Origin of the sequence: Micromonospora sp. LOL_014 (genome assembly GCF_048060245.1) — a bacterium.
Classification (GTDB): domain Bacteria; phylum Actinomycetota; class Actinomycetes; order Mycobacteriales; family Micromonosporaceae; genus Micromonospora_E.
Genome location: NZ_JBHMIP010000029.1, coordinates 25,107 through 47,703 on the forward strand (window position 1 = coordinate 25,107; position 22,597 = coordinate 47,703).

The 22,597-nt window shown below is 71.0% G+C and carries 25 protein-coding genes and 1 riboswitch; of the genes, 16 read left to right on the forward strand and 9 right to left on the reverse strand.

Annotation, left to right across the window (positions count from 1 at the left end):
• Position 1: 1 nt before the first annotated feature.
• Both ngg and ACFHW1_RS23165 read right to left on the reverse strand, forming a co-directional pair.
• Entirely contained in the window at positions 2–1,813 is a 1,812-nt protein-coding gene (gene ngg, locus ACFHW1_RS23160; protein ID WP_416555903.1) for an N-acetylglutaminylglutamine synthetase, read from the reverse strand.
• Positions 1,800–3,584: an N-acetylglutaminylglutamine amidotransferase gene (locus tag ACFHW1_RS23165; RefSeq protein ID WP_416568649.1), complete on the reverse strand. Its 1,785-nt coding sequence runs from the start codon at positions 3,582–3,584 to the stop codon at positions 1,800–1,802. Before ACFHW1_RS23165 ends, ngg begins: the two co-directional genes overlap by 14 nt.
• Positions 3,585–3,905: 321 nt before the next feature.
• On the opposite strand from ACFHW1_RS23165, the gene ACFHW1_RS23170 reads away from it, so the two are divergent.
• A complete protein-coding gene (locus ACFHW1_RS23170) occupies positions 3,906–4,457 on the forward strand; it encodes a hypothetical protein (RefSeq protein ID WP_416555905.1) in 552 nt (183 codons plus the stop codon).
• Between the two features lie 8 nt (positions 4,458–4,465).
• Here ACFHW1_RS23170 and ACFHW1_RS23175 read toward each other — a convergent pair whose 3' ends face one another.
• Together ACFHW1_RS23175 and ACFHW1_RS23180 are read right to left on the reverse strand one after the other, a co-directional pair.
• Positions 4,466–4,816 (reverse strand): STAS domain-containing protein, encoded by a 351-nt coding sequence (locus ACFHW1_RS23175; protein ID WP_416555906.1) that lies wholly within the window; start codon positions 4,814–4,816, stop codon positions 4,466–4,468.
• Positions 4,817–5,060: 244 nt separating this feature from the next.
• The gene (locus ACFHW1_RS23180) at positions 5,061–5,723 is read right to left on the reverse strand and encodes a DUF4142 domain-containing protein (RefSeq protein WP_416616060.1); all 663 of its coding nucleotides are present in this window, start codon (positions 5,721–5,723) and stop codon (positions 5,061–5,063) included.
• A 202-nt stretch (positions 5,724–5,925) separates the two neighbouring features.
• On the opposite strand from ACFHW1_RS23180, the gene ACFHW1_RS23185 reads away from it, so the two are divergent.
• Genes ACFHW1_RS23185 through ACFHW1_RS23195 form a run of 3 tightly spaced genes read left to right on the forward strand, consistent with a single transcriptional unit; the run spans position 5,926 to position 7,574 of the window.
• A complete protein-coding gene (locus ACFHW1_RS23185) occupies positions 5,926–6,129 on the forward strand; it encodes a hypothetical protein (protein WP_416568651.1) in 204 nt (67 codons plus the stop codon).
• A 23-nt stretch (positions 6,130–6,152) separates the two neighbouring features.
• On the forward strand, positions 6,153–6,665 hold the full coding sequence (locus tag ACFHW1_RS23190) for an MSMEG_6728 family protein (RefSeq protein ID WP_416555909.1): 513 nt from the start codon (positions 6,153–6,155) through the stop codon (positions 6,663–6,665).
• Between the two features lie 33 nt (positions 6,666–6,698).
• Positions 6,699–7,574, forward strand: a complete 876-nt coding sequence (locus ACFHW1_RS23195) for a DUF1775 domain-containing protein (RefSeq protein ID WP_416555910.1) — start codon at positions 6,699–6,701, stop codon at positions 7,572–7,574.
• A 45-nt stretch (positions 7,575–7,619) separates the two neighbouring features.
• Here the strand turns inward: ACFHW1_RS23195 and ACFHW1_RS23200 are convergent, their stop codons facing one another.
• The 4 genes from ACFHW1_RS23200 to ACFHW1_RS23215 form a co-directional block, all read right to left on the reverse strand.
• On the reverse strand, positions 7,620–9,200 hold the full coding sequence (locus ACFHW1_RS23200; protein WP_416555987.1) for a copper resistance CopC/CopD family protein: 1,581 nt from the start codon (positions 9,198–9,200) through the stop codon (positions 7,620–7,622).
• A gap of 323 nt (positions 9,201–9,523) precedes the next feature.
• On the reverse strand, positions 9,524–9,751 hold the full coding sequence (locus tag ACFHW1_RS23205) for a ferredoxin (RefSeq protein ID WP_416555911.1): 228 nt from the start codon (positions 9,749–9,751) through the stop codon (positions 9,524–9,526).
• Between the two features lie 98 nt (positions 9,752–9,849).
• Positions 9,850–11,058 (reverse strand): cytochrome P450, encoded by a 1,209-nt coding sequence (locus ACFHW1_RS23210; protein ID WP_416568653.1) that lies wholly within the window; start codon positions 11,056–11,058, stop codon positions 9,850–9,852.
• A 209-nt stretch (positions 11,059–11,267) separates the two neighbouring features.
• Positions 11,268–11,834: a hypothetical protein gene (locus ACFHW1_RS23215; protein WP_416555913.1), complete on the reverse strand. Its 567-nt coding sequence runs from the start codon at positions 11,832–11,834 to the stop codon at positions 11,268–11,270.
• Positions 11,835–11,941: 107 nt separating this feature from the next.
• Here ACFHW1_RS23215 and ACFHW1_RS23220 point away from each other — a divergent pair, with 107 nt between their 5' ends.
• The 11 genes from ACFHW1_RS23220 to gcvP all read left to right on the forward strand — a co-directional run bounded on the left by ACFHW1_RS23220 (position 11,942) and on the right by gcvP (position 21,554).
• A complete protein-coding gene (locus ACFHW1_RS23220; protein WP_416555914.1) occupies positions 11,942–12,340 on the forward strand; it encodes a hypothetical protein in 399 nt (132 codons plus the stop codon).
• Between the two features lie 118 nt (positions 12,341–12,458).
• Positions 12,459–13,091 carry a CDP-alcohol phosphatidyltransferase family protein gene (locus tag ACFHW1_RS23225; RefSeq protein ID WP_416555988.1) on the forward strand — a complete coding sequence of 211 codons (633 nt, stop codon included), beginning with the start codon at positions 12,459–12,461 and terminating at the stop codon, positions 13,089–13,091.
• Positions 13,088–14,002, forward strand: coding sequence for a DUF881 domain-containing protein (locus tag ACFHW1_RS23230; protein WP_416555915.1), 915 nt, complete (start codon positions 13,088–13,090; stop codon positions 14,000–14,002). Before ACFHW1_RS23225 ends, ACFHW1_RS23230 begins: the two co-directional genes overlap by 4 nt.
• A complete protein-coding gene (locus tag ACFHW1_RS23235) occupies positions 13,999–14,331 on the forward strand; it encodes a small basic family protein (protein WP_416555916.1) in 333 nt (110 codons plus the stop codon). Before ACFHW1_RS23230 ends, ACFHW1_RS23235 begins: the two co-directional genes overlap by 4 nt.
• 10 nt (positions 14,332–14,341) lie before the next feature.
• The gene (locus ACFHW1_RS23240) at positions 14,342–15,223 is read left to right on the forward strand and encodes a DUF881 domain-containing protein (RefSeq protein ID WP_416555917.1); all 882 of its coding nucleotides are present in this window, start codon (positions 14,342–14,344) and stop codon (positions 15,221–15,223) included.
• A 69-nt stretch (positions 15,224–15,292) separates the two neighbouring features.
• Positions 15,293–15,673 (forward strand): glycine cleavage system protein GcvH, encoded by a 381-nt coding sequence (gcvH, locus tag ACFHW1_RS23245; protein WP_416555918.1) that lies wholly within the window; start codon positions 15,293–15,295, stop codon positions 15,671–15,673.
• Between the two features lie 218 nt (positions 15,674–15,891).
• Positions 15,892–16,344: an FHA domain-containing protein gene (locus ACFHW1_RS23250; protein WP_123601610.1), complete on the forward strand. Its 453-nt coding sequence runs from the start codon at positions 15,892–15,894 to the stop codon at positions 16,342–16,344.
• Between the two features lie 123 nt (positions 16,345–16,467).
• Positions 16,468–17,169: a MerR family transcriptional regulator gene (locus tag ACFHW1_RS23255; RefSeq protein WP_416568688.1), complete on the forward strand. Its 702-nt coding sequence runs from the start codon at positions 16,468–16,470 to the stop codon at positions 17,167–17,169.
• A 92-nt stretch (positions 17,170–17,261) separates the two neighbouring features.
• Positions 17,262–17,726, forward strand: coding sequence for a bifunctional nuclease family protein (locus tag ACFHW1_RS23260; RefSeq protein ID WP_123604662.1), 465 nt, complete (start codon positions 17,262–17,264; stop codon positions 17,724–17,726).
• 157 nt (positions 17,727–17,883) lie between these two features.
• Positions 17,884–18,453, forward strand: coding sequence for a MerR family transcriptional regulator (locus ACFHW1_RS23265; RefSeq protein WP_416555919.1), 570 nt, complete (start codon positions 17,884–17,886; stop codon positions 18,451–18,453).
• 109 nt (positions 18,454–18,562) lie between these two features.
• Positions 18,563–18,660: riboswitch (glycine riboswitch) on the forward strand.
• A 68-nt stretch (positions 18,661–18,728) separates the two neighbouring features.
• Positions 18,729–21,554 (forward strand): aminomethyl-transferring glycine dehydrogenase, encoded by a 2,826-nt coding sequence (gene gcvP, locus ACFHW1_RS23270; protein WP_416555920.1) that lies wholly within the window; start codon positions 18,729–18,731, stop codon positions 21,552–21,554.
• A 48-nt stretch (positions 21,555–21,602) separates the two neighbouring features.
• Here the strand turns inward: gcvP and ACFHW1_RS23275 are convergent, their stop codons facing one another.
• Entirely contained in the window at positions 21,603–21,803 is a 201-nt protein-coding gene (locus tag ACFHW1_RS23275) for a DUF5999 family protein (protein ID WP_278174506.1), read from the reverse strand.
• A gap of 276 nt (positions 21,804–22,079) precedes the next feature.
• Here ACFHW1_RS23275 and def point away from each other — a divergent pair, with 276 nt between their 5' ends.
• On the forward strand, positions 22,080–22,589 hold the full coding sequence (def, locus tag ACFHW1_RS23280) for a peptide deformylase (protein WP_416555921.1): 510 nt from the start codon (positions 22,080–22,082) through the stop codon (positions 22,587–22,589).
• The last annotated feature ends 8 nt before the right edge of the window (positions 22,590–22,597 follow it).

The window sequence follows — 22,597 nt, forward strand, 5'->3', positions numbered from 1 at the left end:
ATCACGGCGTTGCCGGCGCCCCGCCGGGGCCGGGCGGGCTCCACCGCCGCTGCTGCGCGCTGGTGCCCGGGAACAGCAGGTCGATGAAGCGTTCCGCGGTCGGCTGCGGCTCATGGTTGGCCAGCCCGGGCCGTTCGTTGGCTTCGATGAAGACGTGGTTGGGCTGATCAGGAGCGGTCACCAGCAGGTCCATCCCGGCCACCGGAATGGCCAGCGCCCGAGTGGCGGCCACGCACGCCGCGGCCAGGTCGGCGTGTAACCGGTCGGTGACGTCGTGGATCGTCCCGCCGGTGTGCAGGTTCGCGGTCCGCCGTACGGTCAGCACCTCGCCGGCCGGCAGCACGTCGTCCATCGTGTGCCCGGCCTCGGTGACCACTTCCCGGGTCAGGCCGTCCATCGGGATCTTCGACTCGCCCCCGGTGGCGGCGGCCCGCCGCCGGCTGTGTCGCCGGACCAGCTCGGCCACCGTGTGTACGCCGTCGCCGGTGACCGCCGCTGGGCGGCGGACCGCCGCAGCCACCACCTCGTGGTCGATTACCAGGACCCGCAGGTCCTCCCCTTGGTGCCGCTGTTCGATCAGCACCTGCGGGCAGTGCCTGCGGGCCAGGTCGACGGCGGCCTTTAGGGCGGTCGCGTCGGTGACACCGACGGTGATCCCGGTGCCCTGTTCGCCGCGGGCCGGCTTGACCACCACCTCACCGACCTTGGCGAGGAACGCCTCGTCGTCGGCGTCGCCGGTGGCGGTACGGCCGTGCGGCACGGCCAGCCCGGCGTCGAGCAGCACCCGCCGGGTCACCCGCTTGTCGTCGCATCGGCTCATCGCCACCGCCGAGGTCAGCTCGGACAGCGATTCGCGGGTGACGATGCTGCGGGCACCGTTGGTCAGCCGCAGCTCGCCCCAGGACGCGTCGATCACCTCGACCCGGATGCCGCGGCGCATCGCCTCGTCGGCGACGATCCGGGCGTACGGGTTCAGCTCGTCGTAGCCGTCCGGCATGCTGGCCAGGAAGAGCCGTTCGTTGATCGGGTTCTTGCGTTTGACGCACAGCGTCGGCGTGCGTTCGAAACCGAGCCGTTCGTAGAGACGGATCGCACCGTCGTTCTCTGCCAGCACGGACAGGTCGACGTAGACCCGGCCGCGGTCGGCGAGCCGGCCGGCGAGCTCCAGCAGCAGCGCCTGACCGGTGCCGGGCGGTGCGTGCAGCGGGTCGACGGTCAGGCACCACAGGCTGGAGCCGTTCTCCGGGTCGTCGAAGACCGCCACGTGGTCGATGCCGGTGATGGTACCGACGACCTGCCCGGTGACCGACTCGGCGACCAGGTGCACGAAACGTTCGGTCGCGGCGTTGTCGACCAGGATGTCGACCGGGGCGGTGACCATCCCGTTGTGGGCGTATATCCGGTTGACCGCGTCGGCGTCGGAATCGTCGCGCAGCAGCCGGATCCGCAGCCCCGGTTCCGGCGGCTGCGGCTCGCGTACCTGGGTGAGATCCAGCCGGAAGGTCAGCGACGGGTCGATGAACAACTCGTCCGGCAGCCGCGACACCAGCACGTGCGGGTCGGGCAGGTAGATGCAGATGTCGCGGGAGCCGGCGGCCTCCGAACGCAGCACGTCGGCGACGTCGGAGGGGTCGGCGAACGTCTGACCGAAGACCAGCCGGCCCCAGCCGCACTCCAGGATGACGTCGGCGCTGTCGGTGGGTTTGGCCGGCGGATCGCCCGGGACGACCGGGTCGCCACCAGGGCCGATCCGTTCCCGCCGGAGGGCGGGGGAGTCGGGGCGGGGGGCGCTCGTGTCGTCAGTCAATGCCATGGTTCTGCAGCCACATCTCCAGCAGTCCGAGTTGCCACAACTTGTTACCCCGCAGCGGGGTGAGTTCGGCGTTCGGGTCGCGCAGCAGCCCGTCGACGTACCCGTCGCGGAACAGCCCGCGCCGGCGGGCCGGCGGCGCGTGCAGGGCGTCGCGCACCCGGTCGAGCAGCTTGCCCTCCAGGTGGGTCAGCCCGGGTACGGGGAAGTACCCCTTCGGCCGGTCGATCACCTCCCAGGGCAGCACCCGGCGGCCGATCTCCTTGAGTACCCCCTTGCCGCCCTGGGCCAACTTGAGCTCGGGCGGGCAGGTGGCGGCGAGCTCGACGAACTCGTGGTCGAGGAAGGGCACGCGGGCCTCCAGCCCGTGCGCCATCGTCATGTTGTCGACCCGTTTCACCGGGTCGTCCACGAGCATCACGGTGGTGTCGATCCGCAGCCCCGCGTCGACCGCGTCCTGCGCGCCGGCGCGGCCCAGGTGGGCGGCGGCGAACTCGCGGGCGGGATCACCGGCGGCGAGGTACTCCGGGTTGAGTACCTGGGTGAGACCGGCGGCGTCGCGGTCGAAAAAGGCCGTGGCGTAGGTGTCCAGTGCCTGGTCACGGCCGACCCGGGCGAGCGGCGGGTACCAGTGGTACCCGCCGAGGATCTCGTCGGCGCCCTGGCCGGACTGCACCACCTTGAGGTGCTTGGCGACTTCCTGACTGAGCAGGTAGAACGCGACGCAGTCGTGACTGACCATAGGTTCGCTCATCGTCGCGACGGCGGCCTCCAGCGGCGGCACCAGGTCACGGGCGGCCACCCGGATCTGATGGTGGTCGGTGTCGAACCGCTGCGCCACCAGGTCGGAGTAGACGAACTCGTCGCCCTCCCGTCCACCGACCGCGTCGAAGCCGATCGAGAAGGTGGCCAGACCACGTTGGCCCTGCTCGGCCAGCAGCGCCACGACCAGCGAGGAGTCGAGCCCACCGGAGAGCAGGACGCCGACCGGCACGTCGGCGACCATCCGGCGCTGCACCGCGGTGGTCAACGATTCGAGCAGAGCGTCCTGCCAGTCCTGCTCCGACCAGTCGGCGCGGCGCGGGTCCCGGCCGAACGGCGGATCCCAGTAGCAGCGCTCGTCCACCCGGCCGTCGGGCTGGTAGACCCGTACGGTGGCCGGGGGCAGCTTACGGATGCCGTTGAGGATCGTCCGCGGCGCGGGGACCACACTGTGGAAGCTGAGGTAGTGGGCGAGTGACACCGGATCGATGCCGGTGTCCACCCCGCCGCCGGCCAGTAGCGCCGGCAGGGTGCTGGCGAACCGGACCACGCCGGGGCGCTCGTCGACGTACAGCGGCTTGATGCCCAGCCGGTCGCGGGCCAGGACCAGCCGGCCACTGTCGCGCTCGGTGATCGCGATGGCGAACATGCCGATCAGATGGTCGACGAAGTCGACACCCCACTCGGCGTACGCCTTGACGACGACCTCGCTGTCGCCCGAGGAGAAGAACGTGTGCCCCCGTGTCTGCAGCTGTTCGCGCAGCTGGCGGTAGTTGTAGATGCAGCCGTTGAAGACGCCGGTCAGGCCGGCGGCGGAGTCGACGATCGGTTGGTTGCTGGCCGCAGACAGGTCGATGATCTTCAGGCGCCGGTGTCCGAAGGCCACACTTCCGTGTGACCAGGAACCCCCGTCGTCGGGGCCCCGGTCACTCATTGTCGCCGCCATCCGCTCCACCGCGCCAATGTCGGCGCGGGAACCGTCGCGGCGCAGCTCACCCGCAAGTCCGCACATGCGTACCCATCCTGCCAGACCGTTGCGGCATCGCCCAGTTGACGGCCGGATCCGGTGTCCCGACCAGTGCCCCGGAGCGCGGACGATCCCGTTCGGTGCCCTGTGCCGGGTCTCGCTACGCTGACCCGGCAGCAGGGCAGTTGCGTGACTAATCAATCAAATGGTTGGTGGGTGCCGCCGTGGCCCCAGGATTCGTCCCGACGTACGGTTCGCGGTAACGTTTGGTCGGGTTTGATGGCTGGACGCTGGATAGCTCCATCTTCCGGCTGGCGTGGGTGCATCCGTCCCGGTTCGGGACGGATGCCGACCGGGGAGGGCTAGTTGCTGACCACGCTTGAGGGACACCACCTGCGGGCCTGCGTCCTCGGCCAGTCCTGGCTCATCCGTCAGTTGGAGCGCCGGGGCGCTGGCCTGGATCCGATCGCCCTGTTCGGGGTGGCCGAGGGGGCCTTCGTGACGGTCGTCGACCAGTTGGGTCGTAGTGGGTTCCCACTGACCGAGCTGCGCTGCTTCGCCGACACCGCGGTACGGCTGACCGCCGCCGGCCGGGAACCGGTCTCCGCCGACGAGGTGATCCGCATCGTCGGCTACCAGTTCGGGGAGCACGTCGAAATCGCTGACATCGAATCCCGTCGTTCCATTGCGGTACGGCGGGCGGTGATCGGTACGGCGGTCTGGCGGCTGCGGCTCACCCTGCATGACGTTGACAACCTCCTCCGTCGAGGGGAGAGCCTGGCCGCCCAGTGGGGGTTCGCCGCCACCATGTACCACCCAGGTCCGTTGACCGCCTGCTACCTGCGAGTCGTGGAGGCCCGGTGGGCCAGCCGGCAGTCGCGACGCAGCCGGCACACCCAACTGGGCCGGGTGCTGTGACCGTACGGTCAGCGCCCCACCGGCAGGTCGGACGGCGTCGCGTGGTCGGTGGGGAAGCCGAACAGCCCGAGAAGCCCGGTCGCCCACAGCTGCCGTCGGGTGAAGCTGCTGATGTTCTCCAGCTCGAGCCGGCTGCCGCTGACCCCGGCAGCCTGGTGGCAGGCGACCAGGCTGCCGATCCCGGTCGAGTCGATGAAGCTGACGTACGTGAGGTCCAGCACGATCCGCTCGGGTGCGGACCGGGCGAGCAGCGCGGTGACCGCGTCGCGGACCTCGCCGGCTGTGGCGAGGTCGAGTTCACCGTGCAAGGCGAGTCGTACCGTGGTGCCCTGGTAGCTCCTGGTGATGACGAAATCCACGTCGTACCTCCGGTCGGGTGGCGACGGGTGCCGGGGAGGGAGAGTGTTGAGGCATTGGTATTTGCCGATATCCGCTGATGCGCGCGGTGTGTGAGCCGTCACGTTACGGTATGTGCGGCTGATGTGCCAGCCCCGTTTCGGACTGTGCACCAACCCGGTCGACCACTGTGAGCGATCATCTCGTCCGTGCCCGCCGGTGCGGTCGTCCCGGTCCGACCGCACCGGCGTAGGGCCACGGTCCGGGTCAGCTCTGCGCCGGCAGGGGCGTCTGCGGGCTGACCGTCGGCGACGGTAGGGTCGGGTTCACCGTCGGCTCGGGCGTGGCGGTGCCCGGCACGGTCGGGTCAACCGTGGGGCTCACCCCGGGACTCGGCGAGGTCGGCAGCCCGAGCTGCGCCGCGAGGCGCTGCAACGCCGCGTACAGGTCGTCGAGCACCGGTCCGGCCTCCTGCGCCAGGTTCACCACCCGTTCGTCGGAGCCCTGCGCGATCTCGGCGTTGTTCACCTCGATCGCCTGGGCGTATCCCGTCAGCTGGCTCTCCACGAACGCCGTGTCGAACTCGGCACCGGACAACCCGTCCAGTCGGGTGACCACGTCCTGCTGCTCCCGGGTGGGCGAGTCGGGCAGGGTGACGTCGACCTCACCGGCCACCTGGGTGACCTCCTCATCCAGCCGGGTGTGGTCGGCCACCATGGCACCGCCCAGGTCCTTCACCGCCTGGTCGGCATCCTGCTTGTCCTGCGCCAACTGGCCGATCTGCACAGCGGCCAGATTGACCTGGTGGATCGTACGCAGGTACTCGCTGTCCTGCTCGGACGGTGCCGTCGCGTGCGCGGCCGCCGGGATCAACGCGACGGCGGTCAGCCCCGCCAACAGCCCCAGCCGGGTCACTACGGTCCTTCTCATCGTGGTACCTCCTCGCTCAGCGCTCGTCGGGGCAGCGAGATACCCGGCACCCCGGACGCCATGCCCGTCGGCCGGGATGAGCGCCGCCGGCCGACGGCGGATGATCCACCACCCTCGGCCGGGCTAGCCCGACCCGCCGACGGAATACCGCCGCCCGTACCGGGTAACCGGACGATGACCGACCAGATCACCGGGAGGCATCGTGACCAACGTCCAGCAACCGGAGATGCGTCGCAGTGGGGACAACCCGCTGGTCCAGGAGAGCAAGGGTCCCGACGGAGCCGACCGCCGGCCCGGGCGCCGTGGCGGCGGCAACCGGCCCGTCCCGGCCGGTCAGGTCTCGCCGTACGGTCCTCACCCGCCGGCCGCCGCCGACGACAGCGAATCCGACGACCAACCGGACTGACCACTCCGGTCGACCCCGGCACCATGCAGACGTTCCTGCCGTACCCGGACTTCGCGGCCAGCGCCGCCGTGCTCGACGCCCGACGACTAGGCAAACAGCGCGTCGAAGCGTTGCAGGTGCTGCGCGGCCTGACCGTGCCCGGGTACGGCTGGCGTCACCATCCGGCGGTCCGGATGTGGCACGGCCACCTGGAGGCACTGGTCCGGTACGGGCTGACGGTCTGCGTCGAATGGACCCGGGCTGGCCGGGCCGACACCGTCGCCGACACCCTGCGCCGCGAATTCACCGCCGCGACCGGCCGCACCCTGGTCCGCGACCAGGCCGAACTCGGCGCCGCCACCGCACTGCCGGCCTGGCTCGGCCGAGCCGACCTGCACCTGTCGCACCGCGCCGCGCTGGTACACAAGGACCCCGACCACTACCGTCCCCGGTTCGGCGACCTCGCCCCCGTACCGTACGTGTGGCCGTGCCCACCGGCGGTACCGCCGCCGATCGCCCCCGCCCCGTCCGGCGAAAAGGGTCCGTGGTCGGATTGAACCGTTCGGCCTCGTCCGCCGAACCCCTTACCGGTGGATCAGGATCCGGCGGCAGCGGCCGCCGACGTACGGGAGGCGAGGCTCATGGTCAACTGTCTGCGCGCGAACGCCGTCCGGATTGGCGCGGTGCTGTCCGGTCCGGTGCTGGCGGTCGCGCTGTCCGGTCCGGCAGTGGCTGCGGCCGGCATCGGCCTGGAACCGACTCAGGCACCTCGTGGAGCCGGCATCCAACTCACCTTCGAACTGCCGCAGGAACGGCCGGACACACACACCACCGAGGTGCGCCTCGACCTGCCGGCGGACCTGCCGATCGCCGAGGTCTACCCGATGTCGGTCGACGACTGGGCACCCCGGATCATCAACCGGACCCTGCCGGAGCCGCTGCCCGGCCTGCACGGTGGCCTGATGACCGAGGCCGCCGAGAGCATCATCTGGCAGTTGGTCGCCCCACCCGCCGACGAACCGGCGCCGGTGCTGCTGACCGTGTCGGTCGGCCCGCTGCCGGACGCGGACCGGATCGACTTCGCGGTGACCCAGACCTACTCCGACGGCACCGCGGTCCGCTGGGGCGGCCCGGCCGCGCAGCGGCCCGGCCCGGTGCTGACCCTCGGGCCGGCCGACCCGGCGGCGGCCGGTCACGGAGCCCAGCACGGCGGCCCGGCACCGGCCGCCGCCCAGGACCCCCCGGCACCGGCCGCCGCCGGGGGCTCGGACGCCGCCGCCGGCACTGGGATGGGACTGCTGCTGGCCGGCCTGGCCGGCGGAGCGGCGATCGGCGCGGCCGTCGTCTGGTGGCGCAGCCGCCGCCACCACCGCAGCGTCCCGGCGGACCCGACCGGCACCGCCGACGACGAGGGCGAACTGGTCGTCACCGGCGGCACGACCCCCTGGCGGCTCACCGAACAGTGACCGCTGCCGTCCCGGTCTCCCTACCGCACGCCGGCCCGCCGCCGCTCAGCGCACCGGCACGGTGGTACGCACGGTCGCCTGGTCGATGTCGGACAGCCGGATGGTGAAGCGCAGCTCCCACTCGCCCGGCACCGGGAACGCGACCGCGCCGACCGCGTGATTGTCGTCCACCCCCAGTAGCAGGGTGGTCACCGGTTCGACGTCCTGTGCCGGCAGCGAGGTGGTCATCGTCCACTCCTCGACCCGTACCGGCGCGCCCTCCGGCGTGTACACGTAGGCGTGCACCGTGTTGTGCTCGCCGAGTTGTACCGGGTAGATGTCGAACTGGAGGGTGTACAGCGAGCTGGTCAGCGTCTGGGCGAAGGTGTCCTGCCCGAGGGCCTGGGCCTCGACGACGGCGGTACGGGCCGGTGTCGTCTGCACCAGTACCGCGCTGGCCCCGAGCGCCACCACGGCCACCGCGACCTCGACACCGACCAGGCCGGTGAGTCGCCGCACCTGCGACGCCCGCCAACGCCCGACCAGCCGTCGCGCGTACCCGGCGGTCAGCAGCAGAACCGCCACCAGCGCGATCTTCACCAGTACCAACCGTCCGTACGCGGTGGTGACCAGTGCGGTCGGGTCGCGGGTCTCCATCAGCGCCTGGACGGCACCGGCCAGCAGCAGCCAGCTGACCGCCACCGTCGCCCACCGGGACCAGACCGGCAGGATCCGGCCCAGCACACGGGGGTGGGTGCGGCGCAGCAGGACCGCGCCGAGGGTCACCAGCCCGCCGATCCACACCCCGACCGCCGCGATGTGCACGGTGTCGGCGGCGATACTGACCGGCGGTAGCGGCGCCGCCACCGCGTGACCGGTCAGCGGCCAGGTGACCAGGCCGGCCACGCCCAGCCCGACGAGGGCCAGCCCGCGACGGGTGCCACCGACCCCGGCGAGGGCCGGTGACACCAGTGCCGCCACCGCGGCCAGGACCACCAGCCGGCCGAGCAGCGCCAGCCCGTACCCGCTGTCCACGACGGCGGCCAGGTCCCCGGCGGAGACCTCCAGCAGTCCACTGCCGGTCGAGTACGGTGCCTGCAGGTACAGTCCGGCCACTGTGGCCAGACCGACAAGCCCCAGCCCGGTGCCGACCATGAGCTTGCCGGGCCGGCGGCTCAGCCGGGGCGGCCACAGCAGCGCCAGCAGCAGCGCGGGCCCGACGGCGAGCAGCACCCCGGCGTAGCCGACGTACTTCGCGGTGGTCACGGCGATCGCGACCGGCAGCCGCTGTCCGCCGTCGCGGGGCTCGGGCACGGTCGCGGACGGCGCTCCCACCGAGTACGTGTAACCGCTGCCCACCGGGTGGCTGTCCGCCGAGATCACCCGGTAGCTGACCAGGTAGGTGCCGAGCGGGCGGTCGGCGACCCGGACCGGGACGGTGACGGTGGTCCCGTTGGTTTGTGGCGTTCCGTCGTCGATCCGTTTACCGTCCGGCGCCAGCACCTGCAGGCGCCCGGTGACCGGGCGGACCGGTTCGCTGAACGTCAGCACCACTTCCCGGGGCGAGTTGCCCAGCACCGATCCGGGGGCTGGCTCCGCCGTGACCAGCACCGCGTGTGCGGCCGCCGGGCCGGCGGGGGCGACCATCACCAGTATGCCGCCGAGTAGCAGTGCCGCGACGCCGGCTGCGGCGTGCCGGGCCCGCCGGGCGGCTCGTCGTTGTCTCACTCCTGGTAGTTCGGTGCGACCGGGGCAACGGTTCATCGCGATTGACTCCGGGCGGGTCGTGGGCGTACCGACCGCCGGTGCCGTCGGTCGTTTCGTGGGCCGAGCGCCAGGAACGGACGCGTGCGTGCCGGGATGAATCGTTGTCGACCGGGCCGGATGTGTGCAAGCCGACCGCCGGTGGTCGTCCGGTCCGCCCTCCGGTCAGATCCGGATGGCCGTCGATCGGGCCCGACCCGCCGGGGTCAGGGCAGCGGTGCCAGCGGGGTGCCGTCGAAGTCGCGGACCAGAATCGCCTCGACCGGGCATGACTCAGCAGCGTCGACGACGGTGTCAGCCGGGTCGATGTCGGACGCGGCCGGCCGGGACACCCCGTCGACCAGGCTGAAATGTCCCGGGGCGGTACCGGCGCAGATGCCGGTCCCGACGCACCGTTGCCCGTCGACGCTGACCTGCCAGGACCGCTTGTTCATCGTCACCTCCGGAGAACAGCCATGGCATCGGCCGCAGGGGACTGGGACGACTCATCTTCGATGGACGGCACGGCCCGCGTCGGGCCCGGGAAGGAGGATCATCCCCAGGTCACCGGCATCGCGCTCAGCCCGCGCACCAGCAGGCCGGTCTTCCACACCAGCTGATCCTCGGGTACGGCCAGCCGTAGCTGCGGCAGCCGCCGCACCACCGCCTCCACTGCCACCTGCAGCTCCATCCTGGCCAGTTGGGCGCCGAGACAGTGGTGTACGCCGTGACCGAAGCCGACGTGCGGGTTGCTGGTCCGGGTCAGGTCCAGCCGGTCCGGGTCGGTGAAGACCTCGGGGTCGCGGTTGGCCGCCGACAACGATCCGATGACGGGTTCACCGGCCCGAACGAGCACTCCGCCGACCTCGACGTCCACGGCGGCATACCGAGCGAATGAGGATGCGGCGCCGAGCGGGACGTACCGGGTCAGCTCCTCGACGGCGCCCGGTACCAGGGCCGGGTCGGCGCGCAGGGCGGCGAACTGGTCCGGCTGGGTGAGCAGGACGTAGACGAAGTTGGGGATCTGGGTCACGGTGGTCTCATGGCCTGCGGCCAGCAGCCCGGCGGCGAGCTGCACGAGTTCGGCCTCGGTGAGCCGGCTTGCGTCGGTGTCCCGGGCCTGGACCATGGCGCCGAGTAGGTCGTCGGTCGGGTGCCGGCGGCGCTGTTCGACCAGTCCGGCGATGTAGCCGTGCAGGTTCTCGAGATACCCCCGTACCTGGTCGGGGGAGAGCGACGTGGTGGAGACGACGGCTTCGCTCCAGGTATGGAAGTGTTCCCGGTCGGCGTAGGGCACACCGAGGAGCTCGCAGATGACCCGGACCGGCAGCGGGGTGGCGAAGTGTTCGACGAGGTCCGCTGGCGGCCCGTCGGCGATCATGTCGGTCAGCAGTTCGTCGGCGAATTGCCGGGTTTGCGGTCGGAGCTGTTCGACCCGCCGGGCGGTGAACGCCTTGGCGACCAGGCGCCGTAACCGAGTGTGTTCCGGCGGGTCCATCGACAGAATTCCGCCCTCGATCTGTCGGGGGGTGATCCGTGGTTCGTCGCGGCCGACGCTGGCGGCGCGGGAGAACCGGGCGTCGCCGAGGACGAACCGGACGTCGGCGTGCCGGGTGGCCAGCCAGGCCGGTTCCCCGAACGGCAGCTGGACCCGGACCAGCGTCCGGTCCTGCTGTAGCTGCCGGTAGGTGTCGTCGAGGTGGAGACGGTCGGGCGCGGAGAAGGGGTAGCTGCGGGGTTCGGCGGCCCGGAGCTCGGACATGGTTTCACCTCCTGGCAGCCGGGCGCCCACCGAAGACGACGACCGGCACGGGACATTCCGATACTAGAGAAGTCTCTCGATTGATCGCAGCCCGGCGGCGATGTTGTCGCATGACTCAACCTAGCGTCCTAGCCTCCTCAAGGAAATATGCCGACCCCGCACACATGAGACAGCACCAACGAAGTCACCAACACCGCAGCAGTACCTGGTCAGCTCCGCCCGGCGGCATCGTCAGGCTGGGCATGGGAGAACAGCACCGGGGTCACCGGTCGGGCCCGGGGAGGCTCGGGGGTCGTCGGCGGGGGATTGCTCACCGGGGACTCTGCCGGCTGGTGTTCGCCGGTGAGCACCAACAGCTCGTAGGCCCGTTCAGCAGGCAGCCGGCCGGTGACGATCGCGATCCGCAACGGCACCGGCGGGGTTCCGGCGACGACGGCGACGGGCAGATCGAGCACCCTCGGGTCGACCTGCCGGCCGGCGAGGTGCCCGGCGGCGGCCGGGGGCAGGTCCCGCCAGGGACGGACGGTCTGCTCGGTGAATCCATGGCTGGCCCACTGGTCAGCCTCCGCGTTGACCCGGTCGGCGACGTGCTGCGGCACCACGTCGCGACCGCCGAGGTCGTCGCTGAGCAGCGCTCGGGCGAGCGGGCTGAGCTGGTCGACCGGGTACCACCGGGTCCGCTGCGTACGACGGCGGGAGATTTCGCCGGGCGAGGCGTCGGCCGTGGACCGGTCACGCCGGGCGTCTGGTTCGTGGTGGGCCGGCATGCCCATCATCCAAGCATGATCGACTGCCGTCCCATGGCAAGGGGTCGCAGGTAGCGGGGATGTCGTACCGGGTGGGCAGGGGTTTGCCACCCGGTACGCGCGGGTAGCCGGGCCGGGTGGCCGAGCAGCGGCAGGCGGTGGCACCGACGGTGGGCGTCGGGTCACCGCTCGACGATCGTTGGGAGTACGGGTACCTGTACTTCGTGCAGACGGTGGCACCTGCCGAAGGGGGTAGGCAGCCGGCCGCCGGGCCGACGGTCACCGTGGTCGCTGACGGCGCAGGGCACCGGTGCCAGGTGTTGACCGGCCGACGGCTGGAGGTGCTCAACGAACTGGGTGGCCAGGGCTGGATCGTCAGCGACGGCTTGTGGAGCCCGGAGCGGGCCCGGTGGCTGGCTGAACTGGTGGACGGGGTGGACGGGGTGGAGCGGATGATCGGTTACTGGCAGTCGTTCATGCGTCGCCGGGTGGCCGTCGGCGGGGGCGGCCACGGTGAGTCGGCAGGTGATGGGTGAGGGGCGCGTTATAGTGGCGCTCGCCAGGTGACAGTGCCCCTTGGGGGACCGTCGGGCTCGTTCGCCGCCGCTCGATTCCGGTCCGGTGGGACAGGCCGGTCGGAGCGGGGGAGAGGAAGTGTCGGTGTCGCGTCCGTCCGCGCAGTCCGCGTCGACGCGGACCGATGTGGCGAGCCAGGTCTTCACCATTCCTAATCTGATCAGCTTTGTCCGTTTATTGGGCGTACCTCTGTTTCTGTACCTTTTTCTGGTGCATCGTGCTGATATCGCGGCGCTACTGGTCCTGGCCGTCGGCGGGACCAGCGACTGGGTGGACGGGTTTGTCGCGCGCCGGATCCGTCAGGTGTCCCGGCTCGGTGAACTGCTGGATCCACTCGCCGACCGGCTGTACATCCTGGCCACGTTGCTGGCGTTCACCGCCCGCGAGGTGATGCCCTGGCAGTTCACAGTGGCGTTGCTCAGTCGCGAAGTGCTACTGGCCGGCTGCCTTGTCGTGTTGCGCCGATTTGGCTACGGACCGCCGCAGGTGCACTATGTAGGAAAGACCGCAACCTTCGTACTTTTGGCGGCGTTTCCCATTCTGTTGCTGTCGGCAGTGTTGGGATTCACTGCGGCGGCGTCGGTGGCGGCTGCGGTCGGATGGGGTCTGGCCTGGTGGGGTCTGGTGCTGTACTGGATCGCGGGCTTGCTGTACGTACGGCAGGCCGCAGCGTTGGTCCGGGCCGCCGGGGCAGAAACGGAGCGGGCATGAGCGAGGCGGACCGCCGCGAGTCCGGCCCGCACCGTGGATACGCGCCGGACTTTCTGACCGAACTGTTCCGGGCGCCGCTGGATCCCGGCTACACCGACGCGGCGGCTCGCCGGTCGGCGACCGGACCACCGCAGGGCTGGCGGCGGGTGACGGCACGGGCGGCGATGGCCTTGTCGATGGCTGCGGTCGGCTTCCTGGTGGTGCTCGCCTACCAGAAGACGGTGGCGGACGAACCGAGCCGGTCGCAGGCACGGGCCGGCCTGGTGGAGCAGGTGACCCAGCGCCAGGCGGAGACCGACGAGTTGCAGAACCGCGTGGACGCGTTGCGGGACGAGGTGGCCCGGGAGCGCGACACGGTGCTGGACGGGGCCCGGGCGGCGGACCTGCGTGACCTGGAAGCCGCCGCCGGGCTGGCCCGGGTGACCGGGGACGGAGTGGTCGTCGAGTTGGCGGACGCGCCGGAGATGGTGGATCCGGTGACCGGTGAGGGCTCGGTCAGTGAGTTGGGTCGGGTATTGGACCGGGATCTGCAGGACGTGGCCAACGCCTTGTGGAGCGTCGGCGCCGAGGCGGTCGCGGTCAACGGCAGACGGCTGACCGCGACCTCGACGATCCGGGCGGCGGGCAGCGCCATCCTGGTCGATTTCCGGCCGGTGACCGGCCCATACGAGGTGTCGGCGATCGGCCCGGAGTCGATGGCCGACGCGTTCAGGACCAGCCAGGCAGCCGCGGTGCTGCGGGCGGTCTCGGCTGATCACGGGTTGTCGTTCGGGGTCCGTTCGGCTGATGATCTGATGTTGCCGGCGGCGAGTGGGCCGCAGCTGCGGTACGCCCGTGCGCCGTCGGCCAGCCCATCCGGGACGGGTGGCGCCGACCCGTCCGTGACCGCCTCGGGAGGAGGCCCTCGATGATCGCCGTGTTGGCGCTACTCGTCGGAATGCTGCTGGGGATCTACTTCGACCCGGTGGTGCCGGCGGTGCTGCAGCCGTACCTGCCGATCGCGGTGGTGGCGGCGTTGGACGCGGTGTTCGGCGGGGTCCGGGCCAGTTTGGACGGGATCTTCGACGACAAGCAGTTCGTGATCTCGTTCATCTCGAATGTTCTGGTGGCGGGTCTGATCGTGTATCTGGGCGATCAGTTGGGGGTGGGCGGGCAGTTGTCCACCGGCGTGGTGGTGGTGCTCGGGGTGCGGATCTTCGGCAACGTGGCGGCGATCCGACGGCACCTGTTCCGGGCGTGAGGCGTGGCTGATGGTGCAACGTAGGAGTACCGGTACGGGCTGGCCGGACGCGGCGCGGTCGCCGGGTGCGGGTGGGCGGGTTCCGGCCGGGTCCGGTGAGCCGCTGGACACCGCCGGGGTGCCAGCTCCGGACGGTCCAGGCGCTGGGGTCGACGGTGGTGAGGACGGGTCGTCGGGTGCCGGCGCGGGTCGGGGTTCCCGGCGGGTGTCCACTGCCGGGCTGATGATCGTGGGTCTGCTGGTGCTGCTCGGGTTCACCCTGGCCGTTCAGGTTCGCAGCACGTCGACGGATCCGACGTTGGCGGCGGCCCGCCAGGAGGATCTGGTACGGATTCTGTCGGACCTGGAGGCCCGGGAGGAGCGGCTGCGGCAGGACATCGCGGAGCTGGAGGCGAGTCAGCGGCAGTTGACCTCTGGTGCCGAGGGCCGGGCGGCGGCGTTGGAGGAAGCGTCGCGTCGGGCGGACGAGCTGGGGGTACTGGGCGGCAGTCTGCCGGCGCAGGGGCCGGGCCTGCGGGTGCGGTTCGTCGCCGGTCGGGAGCCGATCCGGGCGTCGGAGCTGTTGGACGCGGTGCAGGAGCTGCGGGGTGCGGGTGCCGAGGTGATGCAGGTCAGCGGCGGGGACGGGCAGTCGGTGCGGATCGTGGCGAGCAGCTACCTGCTGGACGTCGACGGCGGCGTGGAGGTGGACGGCGTACGGTTGACCGGTCCGTACGAGGTGCTGGTGATCGGTGAGCCGTCGACGATGCGGACGGCGTTGAACATTCCGGGTGGGGTGGTGGCTTCGGTGTCCGGTGACGGCGGTACGGTGATCGTCGAGGAGCGCGACGTGGTCGAGGTGTCGGCCTTGAGTGATCCGAGTCAGCTGCGGTACGCCCGCCCGGTCTCCTGATCGGACGGGGTGTCGTCGGTGGGCGGGTTGTCAGTGGTGGTGAGTGGTGCACAGACCGAAGGACCGGCCGTGATTCCAGAGGATCTGCGGTATACCGCGGAGCATGAGTGGGTGGCGGGTGACGCCGCCGGTCCTGTGCGGGTGGGTGTGACCCATTTCGCGCAGGAGGCGTTGGGCGACATCGTGTTCGTCGAGCTGCCCGCGGTCGGCGCCGAGGTGTCGGCGGGCGAGCCGTGCGGTGAGATCGAGTCGACGAAGAGCGTGTCGGAGATCTACGCGCCGTTGACCGGCACGGTGGTGGCCCGTAACGAGGCGCTGGTGGACGCACCGGAGACGGTCAATGCCGACCCGTACGGCGCCGGTTGGCTGGTGCAGTTGTCGCCGGTTGATCCGCAGGCGGTGAGCGGGTTGCTCGACGCCGCGGCGTACCGGGAGCTCACCGAGCGCTGACCCGGCGGCGTCGGCGAGGTATCGTGTGCCCGCGAGTCTTGTTGACCCTTGTTTTCGGCGCTGGCTAGGCTCGCCCAGTCGACCGAGAAGCCAACAACAGTTGAGCGTTGCGGAAATTGCCGTCCTGGCACGGGGGAGCTTGCGCCTTGCGATCGTTCAAGGTCTGGTGGCCGACCCGACACACCCGACGCCGACCGAACAGATCCGTGAGGTGGTCCATGACGCGCCCAGACGACGAGTTCCCCCCGCTCGACGTCACGTCGACGTTGAACCTCGGTTCGCTCGACGAAGTGCTGGAGGGGCCGGACGCCGACGTGGTGCCGAGCCGGATGTCGGGTTCGTTGCCGCCGGGGATGGCGTTGCTGGTGGTGCGGCGGGGCCCGAATGCGGGGGCCCGGTTCCTGCTGGACCACGATGTGACGACGAGCGGCCGGCATCCGGACAGTGACATTTTCCTGGACGACGTGACGGTGTCGCGGCGGCATGCGGAGTTCCACCGTGACGGCGGTACCTTCACGGTGCGCGATGTGGGTAGCCTGAACGGCACCTATGTCAATCGTGAGCGGGTGGAGGCGGCGACCCTGAGCAACGGTGACGAGGTCCAGATCGGTAAGTTCCGGCTGGTCTTCATCGCCGGTCCGCGGCCGGACGAGGAGGCCGGCCGCGGTTGACGTCCGGGGCGCGGACGGAGGTGGCTTCGTGCGCGGTGTGTGGGTGACGCCGGTCGGTGAGCCGGGGGTGTCGTGGTGAGTGAGCAGGCGGCGGCCCGGGAGGACGTGGCCGGTTCGTCGTTGATGAGTATCGGCGAGGTGCTGGCCCAGCTCCGCCCGGAGTTTCCGGACACGACGATTTCGAAGTTGCGGTTCCTGGAGGCCGAGGGCCTGGTGGAGCCGCGGCGGTCGCCGTCGGGTTACCGCAAGTACAGCTGGGACGATCTGGATCGGTTGCGTTTCGTCCTGACGGCGCAGCGGGACCAGTATCTTCCGCTGCGGGTGATTCGTGAGCAGCTGGCGGCGCGGGACGCCGAGTCGGCGGCGGGCCGGTCGCGTCCGACGTTGGTGGCGGTCGGTCCGTCCGGTGAGGTGCCGGGCCGGTCGCCGGTGCCGGCGCAGGGGCAGCTGGCGCAGTCCCGGTTGAGCCGCACGGAGCTGCTGTCCCGCAGTGGTCTCGAGTCGGTGACGTTGACCGAGGTGGAGCGGCTGGGTCTGGTGGTCGCGGTGGCGCCGGGCTGGTACGACGCCGATGCGCTGGTGATCGCCACGGCGGTGGCGGGGCTGCTGCGGCATGGCCTCGAGGTGCGTCATCTGCGGGCGGTACGGGCGGCGGCGGACCGCGAGTCGGGTCTGTTCGCCCAGTTGGTGGCGCCGTTGGCGCGGCAGAGTGATCCGGCTGCCCGGGCTCGGGCGGCGGAGACGGCGCGGGAGCTGATCGGGTTGTCGCAGCAGCTTCACGCAGCGCTGGTGCGGGCAGGTCTGCGGGGGGCGCTCGGCCGGTGAGGTGACTGGCGGGACCGGACGGTGGCGCTGTGGTCCGTGTACCGTGCAGGGAGGGCCGGAGCGGGTTTGGTGACGACGACACGGAGGCGGCGGTGCGTGAGCTGAGCGTGGTCGGGGTGCGGGTGGAGTTGCCCACCAACCAGCCGATCGTGCTGCTGCGTGAGGTGGACGGGGACCGTTACCTGCCGATCTGGATCGGTGCGGTGGAGGCCACGGCGATCGCGTACGAGCAGCAGGGCGTGAAGCCGGCGCGGCCGTTGACGCATGATCTGTTGCGGGACGTGCTGGCCGCTGTGCGGGCGCCGCTGCAGGCGGTGGAGATCACCGAGTTGAAGGACAACGTCTTCTACGCGGACCTGGTCATCGGTGACAGTGTGCGGGTTTCGGCTCGGCCGAGTGATTCGATCGCATTGGCGTTGCGGGTCGGTGCTCCGATTCGTTGTGCTGAGCAGGTGCTGTCCGAGGCGGGCATCCTGATTCCGGATGAGCAGGAGGACGAGGTCGAGAAGTTCCGGGAGTTTCTGGACCAGGTGCGTCCAGAGGATTTCGCGGGCTGACCGCTGCCGGCGGGTGTCATCCCGTGGCGTGGCAGCCCGTACGCGGCGTGTCGCGGCCCGGGTTGCCTGGTACGGCCCGCTGCCGGCGTTACGCTGGTCCTGTCGATCGGCTCATGTTCCGTCCTGGTGTGGGCCGCCCTGACGGGGAGGTTTCCGTATGCCCGCACAGCGAGAGCCGGAGCCGGGGTCGTCTGGTGACGTGGACGGTGCCGGATCGGACGCCGACGCCGTCGGCTATCGCGGAGTGACCGCCTGCCACGCGGTGGGGATCAGTTACCGGCAGTTGGACTACTGGGCGCGGACGTCGCTGGTGGTGCCGAGCGTGCGTGACGCGACAGGTTCGGGTTCGCAGCGGCTGTACTCGTTCCGCGACCTGGTGGTGCTGAAGGTGGTCAAGCGGCTGCTGGACGCCGGTGTGTCGCTGCAGAACATCCGTCGGGCGATCGAGACGTTGCGGTCCCGCGGGGTCGGGGACCTGGCGGGGATCACCCTGATCTCGGACGGGACGACGGTGTACGAGTGCCGGTCCCCCGAGGAGGTCGTCGACCTGTTGCAGGGCGGCCAGGGGGTGTTCGGGATCGCGATCGGCGGGGCGTTCAAGGAGATCCAGGGATCGTTGTCGCAGCTTCCGGCGGAGCCGGCGGTGACTTCCGAGCCGGAGGTGGTGGTGCCGGTGGCCGGAGGCGACGAGTTGGCGGCGCGCCGGGCGCGCCGCCGCGCCGGCTGAATTCGCGCGCCGCAGCTGCGGCGGCCGGGGCGACACGGGCGAAGCTGGCTTCGTGATCGACGTCACCGCCCGGCAGGGCGGGTGCTGCCGGTAGCGTGTAGACCGCCGTACATCCCGTGTGGGAGAGACCGTCCGCTACCCGGTGGGCGGCGCCGAAGGGGCAAATCCTCCCCGGAACCTCTCAGGCAGAAGGACCACACGGGTTGGCGACTCTGGAGGCGGCGGCGCCGACAGAGGGGGAGGTTGCCTGCCGACCTCGTCCCGGGAGCCGCCTGGTGAGTGCCTCGTCCCTGTTTGTCGACCGTCACGTCGGCGTCGATCCGGTCGCCCAGCAGCGGATGCTGGATGTCGTCGGTTACTCCAGCGTCGCTGATCTGATGGATGCCGCGATTCCTGAGGTGATCCGCTGGCGGGGCCAGCTGGACTTGCCGGAGCCGGTCAGCGAGCCGGAGATGACGGCCGCGTTGCGGCGGCTGGCCGACGCGAACACGGCGGCGGTGTCGATGATCGGGACCGGCTACCACGGCACCCACACACCGGCGGTGATCCGCCGCAACGTGCTGGAGAATCCTGCCTGGTACACCGCTTACACCCCGTACCAGCCGGAGATCAGCCAGGGCCGGTTGGAGGCGCTGCTGACGTATCAGACGATGGTGTCGGATCTGACCGGGCTGGCCACGGCGAACGCGTCGATGCTGGACGAGGCGACCGCTGCGGCGGAGGCGATGACGTTGGCACGGCGGGCGTCGAAGGCACGCAGCGACGTGTACGTGGTGGACGCCGACACGTTGCCGCAGACGGTGGCGGTGCTGCGGACCCGGGCGGAGCCGCTGGGTGTGCAGGTGCGGGTGTGTGACGTGCGGGCCGGCCTGCCGGACGAGTTCTTCGGGCTGCACCTGCAGTTCCCGGGCGTGTCGGGGCGGCTGCGGGACGACGCCCCGCTGGTGGCGGTGGCGCACGCGGCAGGGGCGCTGGTGACGGTGGCGGCGGACCTGTTGGCGTTGACACTGCTGCGGCCACCGGGGGCGTACGGTGCGGACGTGGCGGTCGGCACCACGCAACGGTTCGGGGTGCCGATGGGGTTCGGCGGTCCGCACGCCGGTTACCTGGCGGTGCGTTCCGGTCTGGAACGGATGCTGCCGGGCCGGCTGGTCGGGGTGTCGCGGGACGTGGCCGGTGACCGGGCGTACCGGCTGGCGTTGCAGACCCGGGAACAGCACATCCGCCGGGAGCGGGCAACCAGCAACATCTGCACGGCGCAGGTGCTGTTGGCGGTGACGGCCGCCATGTACGCGGTGTACCACGGCCCGCAGGGGTTGACGGCGATCGCGCAGCGTACCCATGCGATGGCGGCCCGGTTGCGGGCCGGGTTGGCCGCCGGCGGGGTCGCCGTTGCGGACGGGCCGTTGTTCGACACGGTGACCGCGGTGGTGCCGGGTAGGGCCGCCGCGGTGGTGGCGCGGGCGGCGGACCGGGGGGTGAACCTGCGGCTGGTGGACGCCGACACAGTGGCGGTGGCATGCGACGAGACCACCACCGAGGAGCACCTGGCGGTGGTGTGGGCGGCGTTCGGGGTGCCCGCGTACGCGGGGGAGGCGCCGGTGCTGATTCCGGCCGGGTGGCGGCGCACCGGGGAGTTCCTCACCCACGAGGTGTTCCACGCGTACCGCAGCGAGACGGCGATGCTGCGGTATCTGCGGCGGCTCGCCGACGTCGACTACGCCCTGGACCGGGGGATGATCCCGTTGGGGTCGTGCACGATGAAGCTGAACGCGGCGGTGCAGATGGAGCCGGTCAGTTGGCCTGGGTTCGCCGACGTGCACCCGCTGGCGCCGGCCGGGCAGACGGCCGGCTACCGGCAGCTGATCGGCGAGTTGGAGCGTTGGCTGGCAGAGGTGACCGGCTACGACGCGGTCAGTGTGCAGCCCAACGCCGGGTCGCAGGGGGAGTTGGCTGGTTTGTTGGCGATCCGCGGCTTCCACCGGTCCCGGGGGCAGACGCGGCGGGACGTGTGTCTGATTCCGTCGTCGGCGCACGGCACGAACGCGGCGAGCGCGGTGATGGCGGGCATGCGGGTGGTGGTGGTCGGCTGCGACGCCGACGGCAACGTCGACGTCGACGACGCGGCGCGGCTGATCGCCGTACACGGTGCCGACCTGGCGGCGATGATGGTGACGTATCCGTCGACGCACGGCGTGTACGAGGACGGTATCGCCGAGTTGTGTGCCCGGGTGCACGACGCCGGCGGGCAGGTGTATGTCGACGGGGCGAACCTGAACGCGTTGCTGGGGTTCGCCCGGCCGGGTCGGTTCGGGGCGGACGTGTCGCACCTGAATCTGCACAAGACGTTCTGCATTCCGCACGGCGGTGGCGGGCCGGGGGTGGGTCCGGTCGCGGTGCGGGCGCATCTGGCGCCGTTCCTGCCGGGTGATCCGGTCGGCGGCGATGCTGACCGGCCGGTGGTGTCGGGTGCCCGGTACGGTTCGGCCGGGATTTTGCCGATCCCGTGGGCGTATCTGCGGCTGATGGGTGCCGACGGTTTGGTGCGGGCGACCGGGGCGGCGGTGCTGGCGGCCAACTATGTGGCGGCGCGGCTGCGGCCGCATTTTCCGGTCCTGTACGCCGGTAACAAGGGCCTGGTGGCGCACGAGTGTGTGCTGGACCTGCGGGCGTTGACCCGGGCGACCGGGGTGACCGTCGAGGACGTGGCGAAACGGCTGATCGACTACGGGTTCCACGCGCCGACGATGTCGTTTCCGGTGTCCGGCACGCTGATGGTGGAGCCGACCGAGAGCGAGGACCTGGCCGAACTGGACCGGTTCTGTGACGCTATGATCACGATCCGGTCGGAGATCGACGACGTCGCGGCCGGCCGGTGGCCGGTGGCGGACAGCCCGCTGCGGCAGGCACCGCACCCGGCGGCGCTGGTCACCGCCGACGAATGGGCGCTGCCGTATCCGCGGTCGGTGGCCGCGTACCCGGCGGGGCCGGGGCAGCGGACCGGGAAGTACTGGCCACCGGTACGGCGGGTCGACAGCGCCTACGGGGACCGGAATCTGGTGTGCGCGTGTCCTCCGCCGGAGGCGTTCGCCGCCGGCTGAGGACAGGTCGGGTCGGCTCGACGGTGAGCCTGCGGTGGCTGCTGCCGGTCAGGCGGCGAGAGCGTGCCGGGCGGGGCCGCGGTGCGGGGCGATGCTGCTGCCGTCGGGAAGCAGCTCGCCGGTGTCCTCGAACACGATGACACCGTTGCAGAGCAGGCTCCAGCCCTGTTCGCGGAAGCAGGCGACGACGCGGGCCGCTTCCCGGTCGACGGCGTCAGCCGAGGGACAGATCGGTTGGTGCTGGCACATCGGGATCTCCGGGAACTGTGGGGGGTGCTGTGTCATGGTTCACATGACCAGTGATGAACGTTACCAAGCCGAACGACACCGTTCCGAGCAGGTGACGGCCTGCGGAACCAAGAATCCTCCCTTCGGCCGAGGCATGTCCGACCGGTCGGCGTGGAAACGCTCCCACACATCCTAGGCCCCGGCCGCCGCCCACTGCCTGCCCTGAACGACTCGCACCACCCGCACACCCGGCCCGCCATCCGGCAACCCGCACCACGCCCAGGTAGCCTGACCGCCATGACCATGCGCCCGATCCGGATCATCGGCGACGCCGCGCTGCGCACCCCCGCCGAACCGGTCACCGACTTCGACGACACCCTGCGCGCACTGGTCACCGACCTGATGGACACCCTGCTCGGCGCCCCCGGCCGCGCCGGGGTCGCCGCCCCGCAGATCGGCGTCAGCGCCCGCGTGTTCGTCTACGACGCCGACGGCCACCGCGGCCACGTCGTCAACCCCCGGCTCGAACCACCCGCCGGCGAGCTGTCACCCGACGACACCGACGACGAAGGCTGCCTGTCCATCCCCGGCCTGTACTTCCCGACCACCCGGGCCCGCCACGCCACTGTCCACGGCGTCGACCAGCACGGCCAACCCGTCACCGTCACCGGCAGCGGATTCCTCGCCCGCGCCCTGCAACACGAAACCGATCACCTCGACGGCCGCCTCTACGTCGACACCCTGCGCGGCGACGCCCGACGCCGGGCGCTACGTGAAATCCGCGCTGCCCACTGGGCCCGCCGCTGACCCCCCGC

Excerpts from the sequence above, each read along its gene's own strand:
- ngg (WP_416555903.1), bottom strand. The coding sequence starts at position 1,813 with ATGGCATTGACTGACGACACGAGCGCCCCCCGCCCCGACTCCCCCGCC.
- ACFHW1_RS23200 (WP_416555987.1), bottom strand. The coding sequence starts at position 9,200 with ATGGTCGCCCCCGCCGGCCCGGCGGCCGCACACGCGGTGCTGGTCACG.
- ACFHW1_RS23250 (WP_123601610.1), top strand. The coding sequence starts at position 15,892 with ATGACGCGCCCAGACGACGAGTTCCCCCCGCTCGACGTCACGTCGACG.
- def (WP_416555921.1), top strand. The coding sequence starts at position 22,080 with ATGACCATGCGCCCGATCCGGATCATCGGCGACGCCGCGCTGCGCACC.
- ACFHW1_RS23235 (WP_416555916.1), top strand. The coding sequence starts at position 13,999 with ATGATCGCCGTGTTGGCGCTACTCGTCGGAATGCTGCTGGGGATCTAC.
- ACFHW1_RS23230 (WP_416555915.1), top strand. The coding sequence starts at position 13,088 with ATGAGCGAGGCGGACCGCCGCGAGTCCGGCCCGCACCGTGGATACGCG.
- ACFHW1_RS23240 (WP_416555917.1), top strand. The coding sequence starts at position 14,342 with ATGGTGCAACGTAGGAGTACCGGTACGGGCTGGCCGGACGCGGCGCGG.
- ACFHW1_RS23265 (WP_416555919.1), top strand. The coding sequence starts at position 17,884 with ATGCCCGCACAGCGAGAGCCGGAGCCGGGGTCGTCTGGTGACGTGGAC.
- ACFHW1_RS23215 (WP_416555913.1), bottom strand. The coding sequence starts at position 11,834 with ATGATGGGCATGCCGGCCCACCACGAACCAGACGCCCGGCGTGACCGG.
- ACFHW1_RS23205 (WP_416555911.1), bottom strand. The coding sequence starts at position 9,751 with ATGAACAAGCGGTCCTGGCAGGTCAGCGTCGACGGGCAACGGTGCGTC.
- ACFHW1_RS23275 (WP_278174506.1), bottom strand. The coding sequence starts at position 21,803 with ATGTGCCAGCACCAACCGATCTGTCCCTCGGCTGACGCCGTCGACCGG.
- ACFHW1_RS23210 (WP_416568653.1), bottom strand. The coding sequence starts at position 11,058 with ATGTCCGAGCTCCGGGCCGCCGAACCCCGCAGCTACCCCTTCTCCGCG.
- ACFHW1_RS23190 (WP_416555909.1), top strand. The coding sequence starts at position 6,153 with ATGCAGACGTTCCTGCCGTACCCGGACTTCGCGGCCAGCGCCGCCGTG.
- ACFHW1_RS23165 (WP_416568649.1), bottom strand. The coding sequence starts at position 3,584 with ATGTGCGGACTTGCGGGTGAGCTGCGCCGCGACGGTTCCCGCGCCGAC.
- ACFHW1_RS23180 (WP_416616060.1), bottom strand. The coding sequence starts at position 5,723 with ATGAGAAGGACCGTAGTGACCCGGCTGGGGCTGTTGGCGGGGCTGACC.
- ACFHW1_RS23255 (WP_416568688.1), top strand. The coding sequence starts at position 16,468 with ATGAGTATCGGCGAGGTGCTGGCCCAGCTCCGCCCGGAGTTTCCGGAC.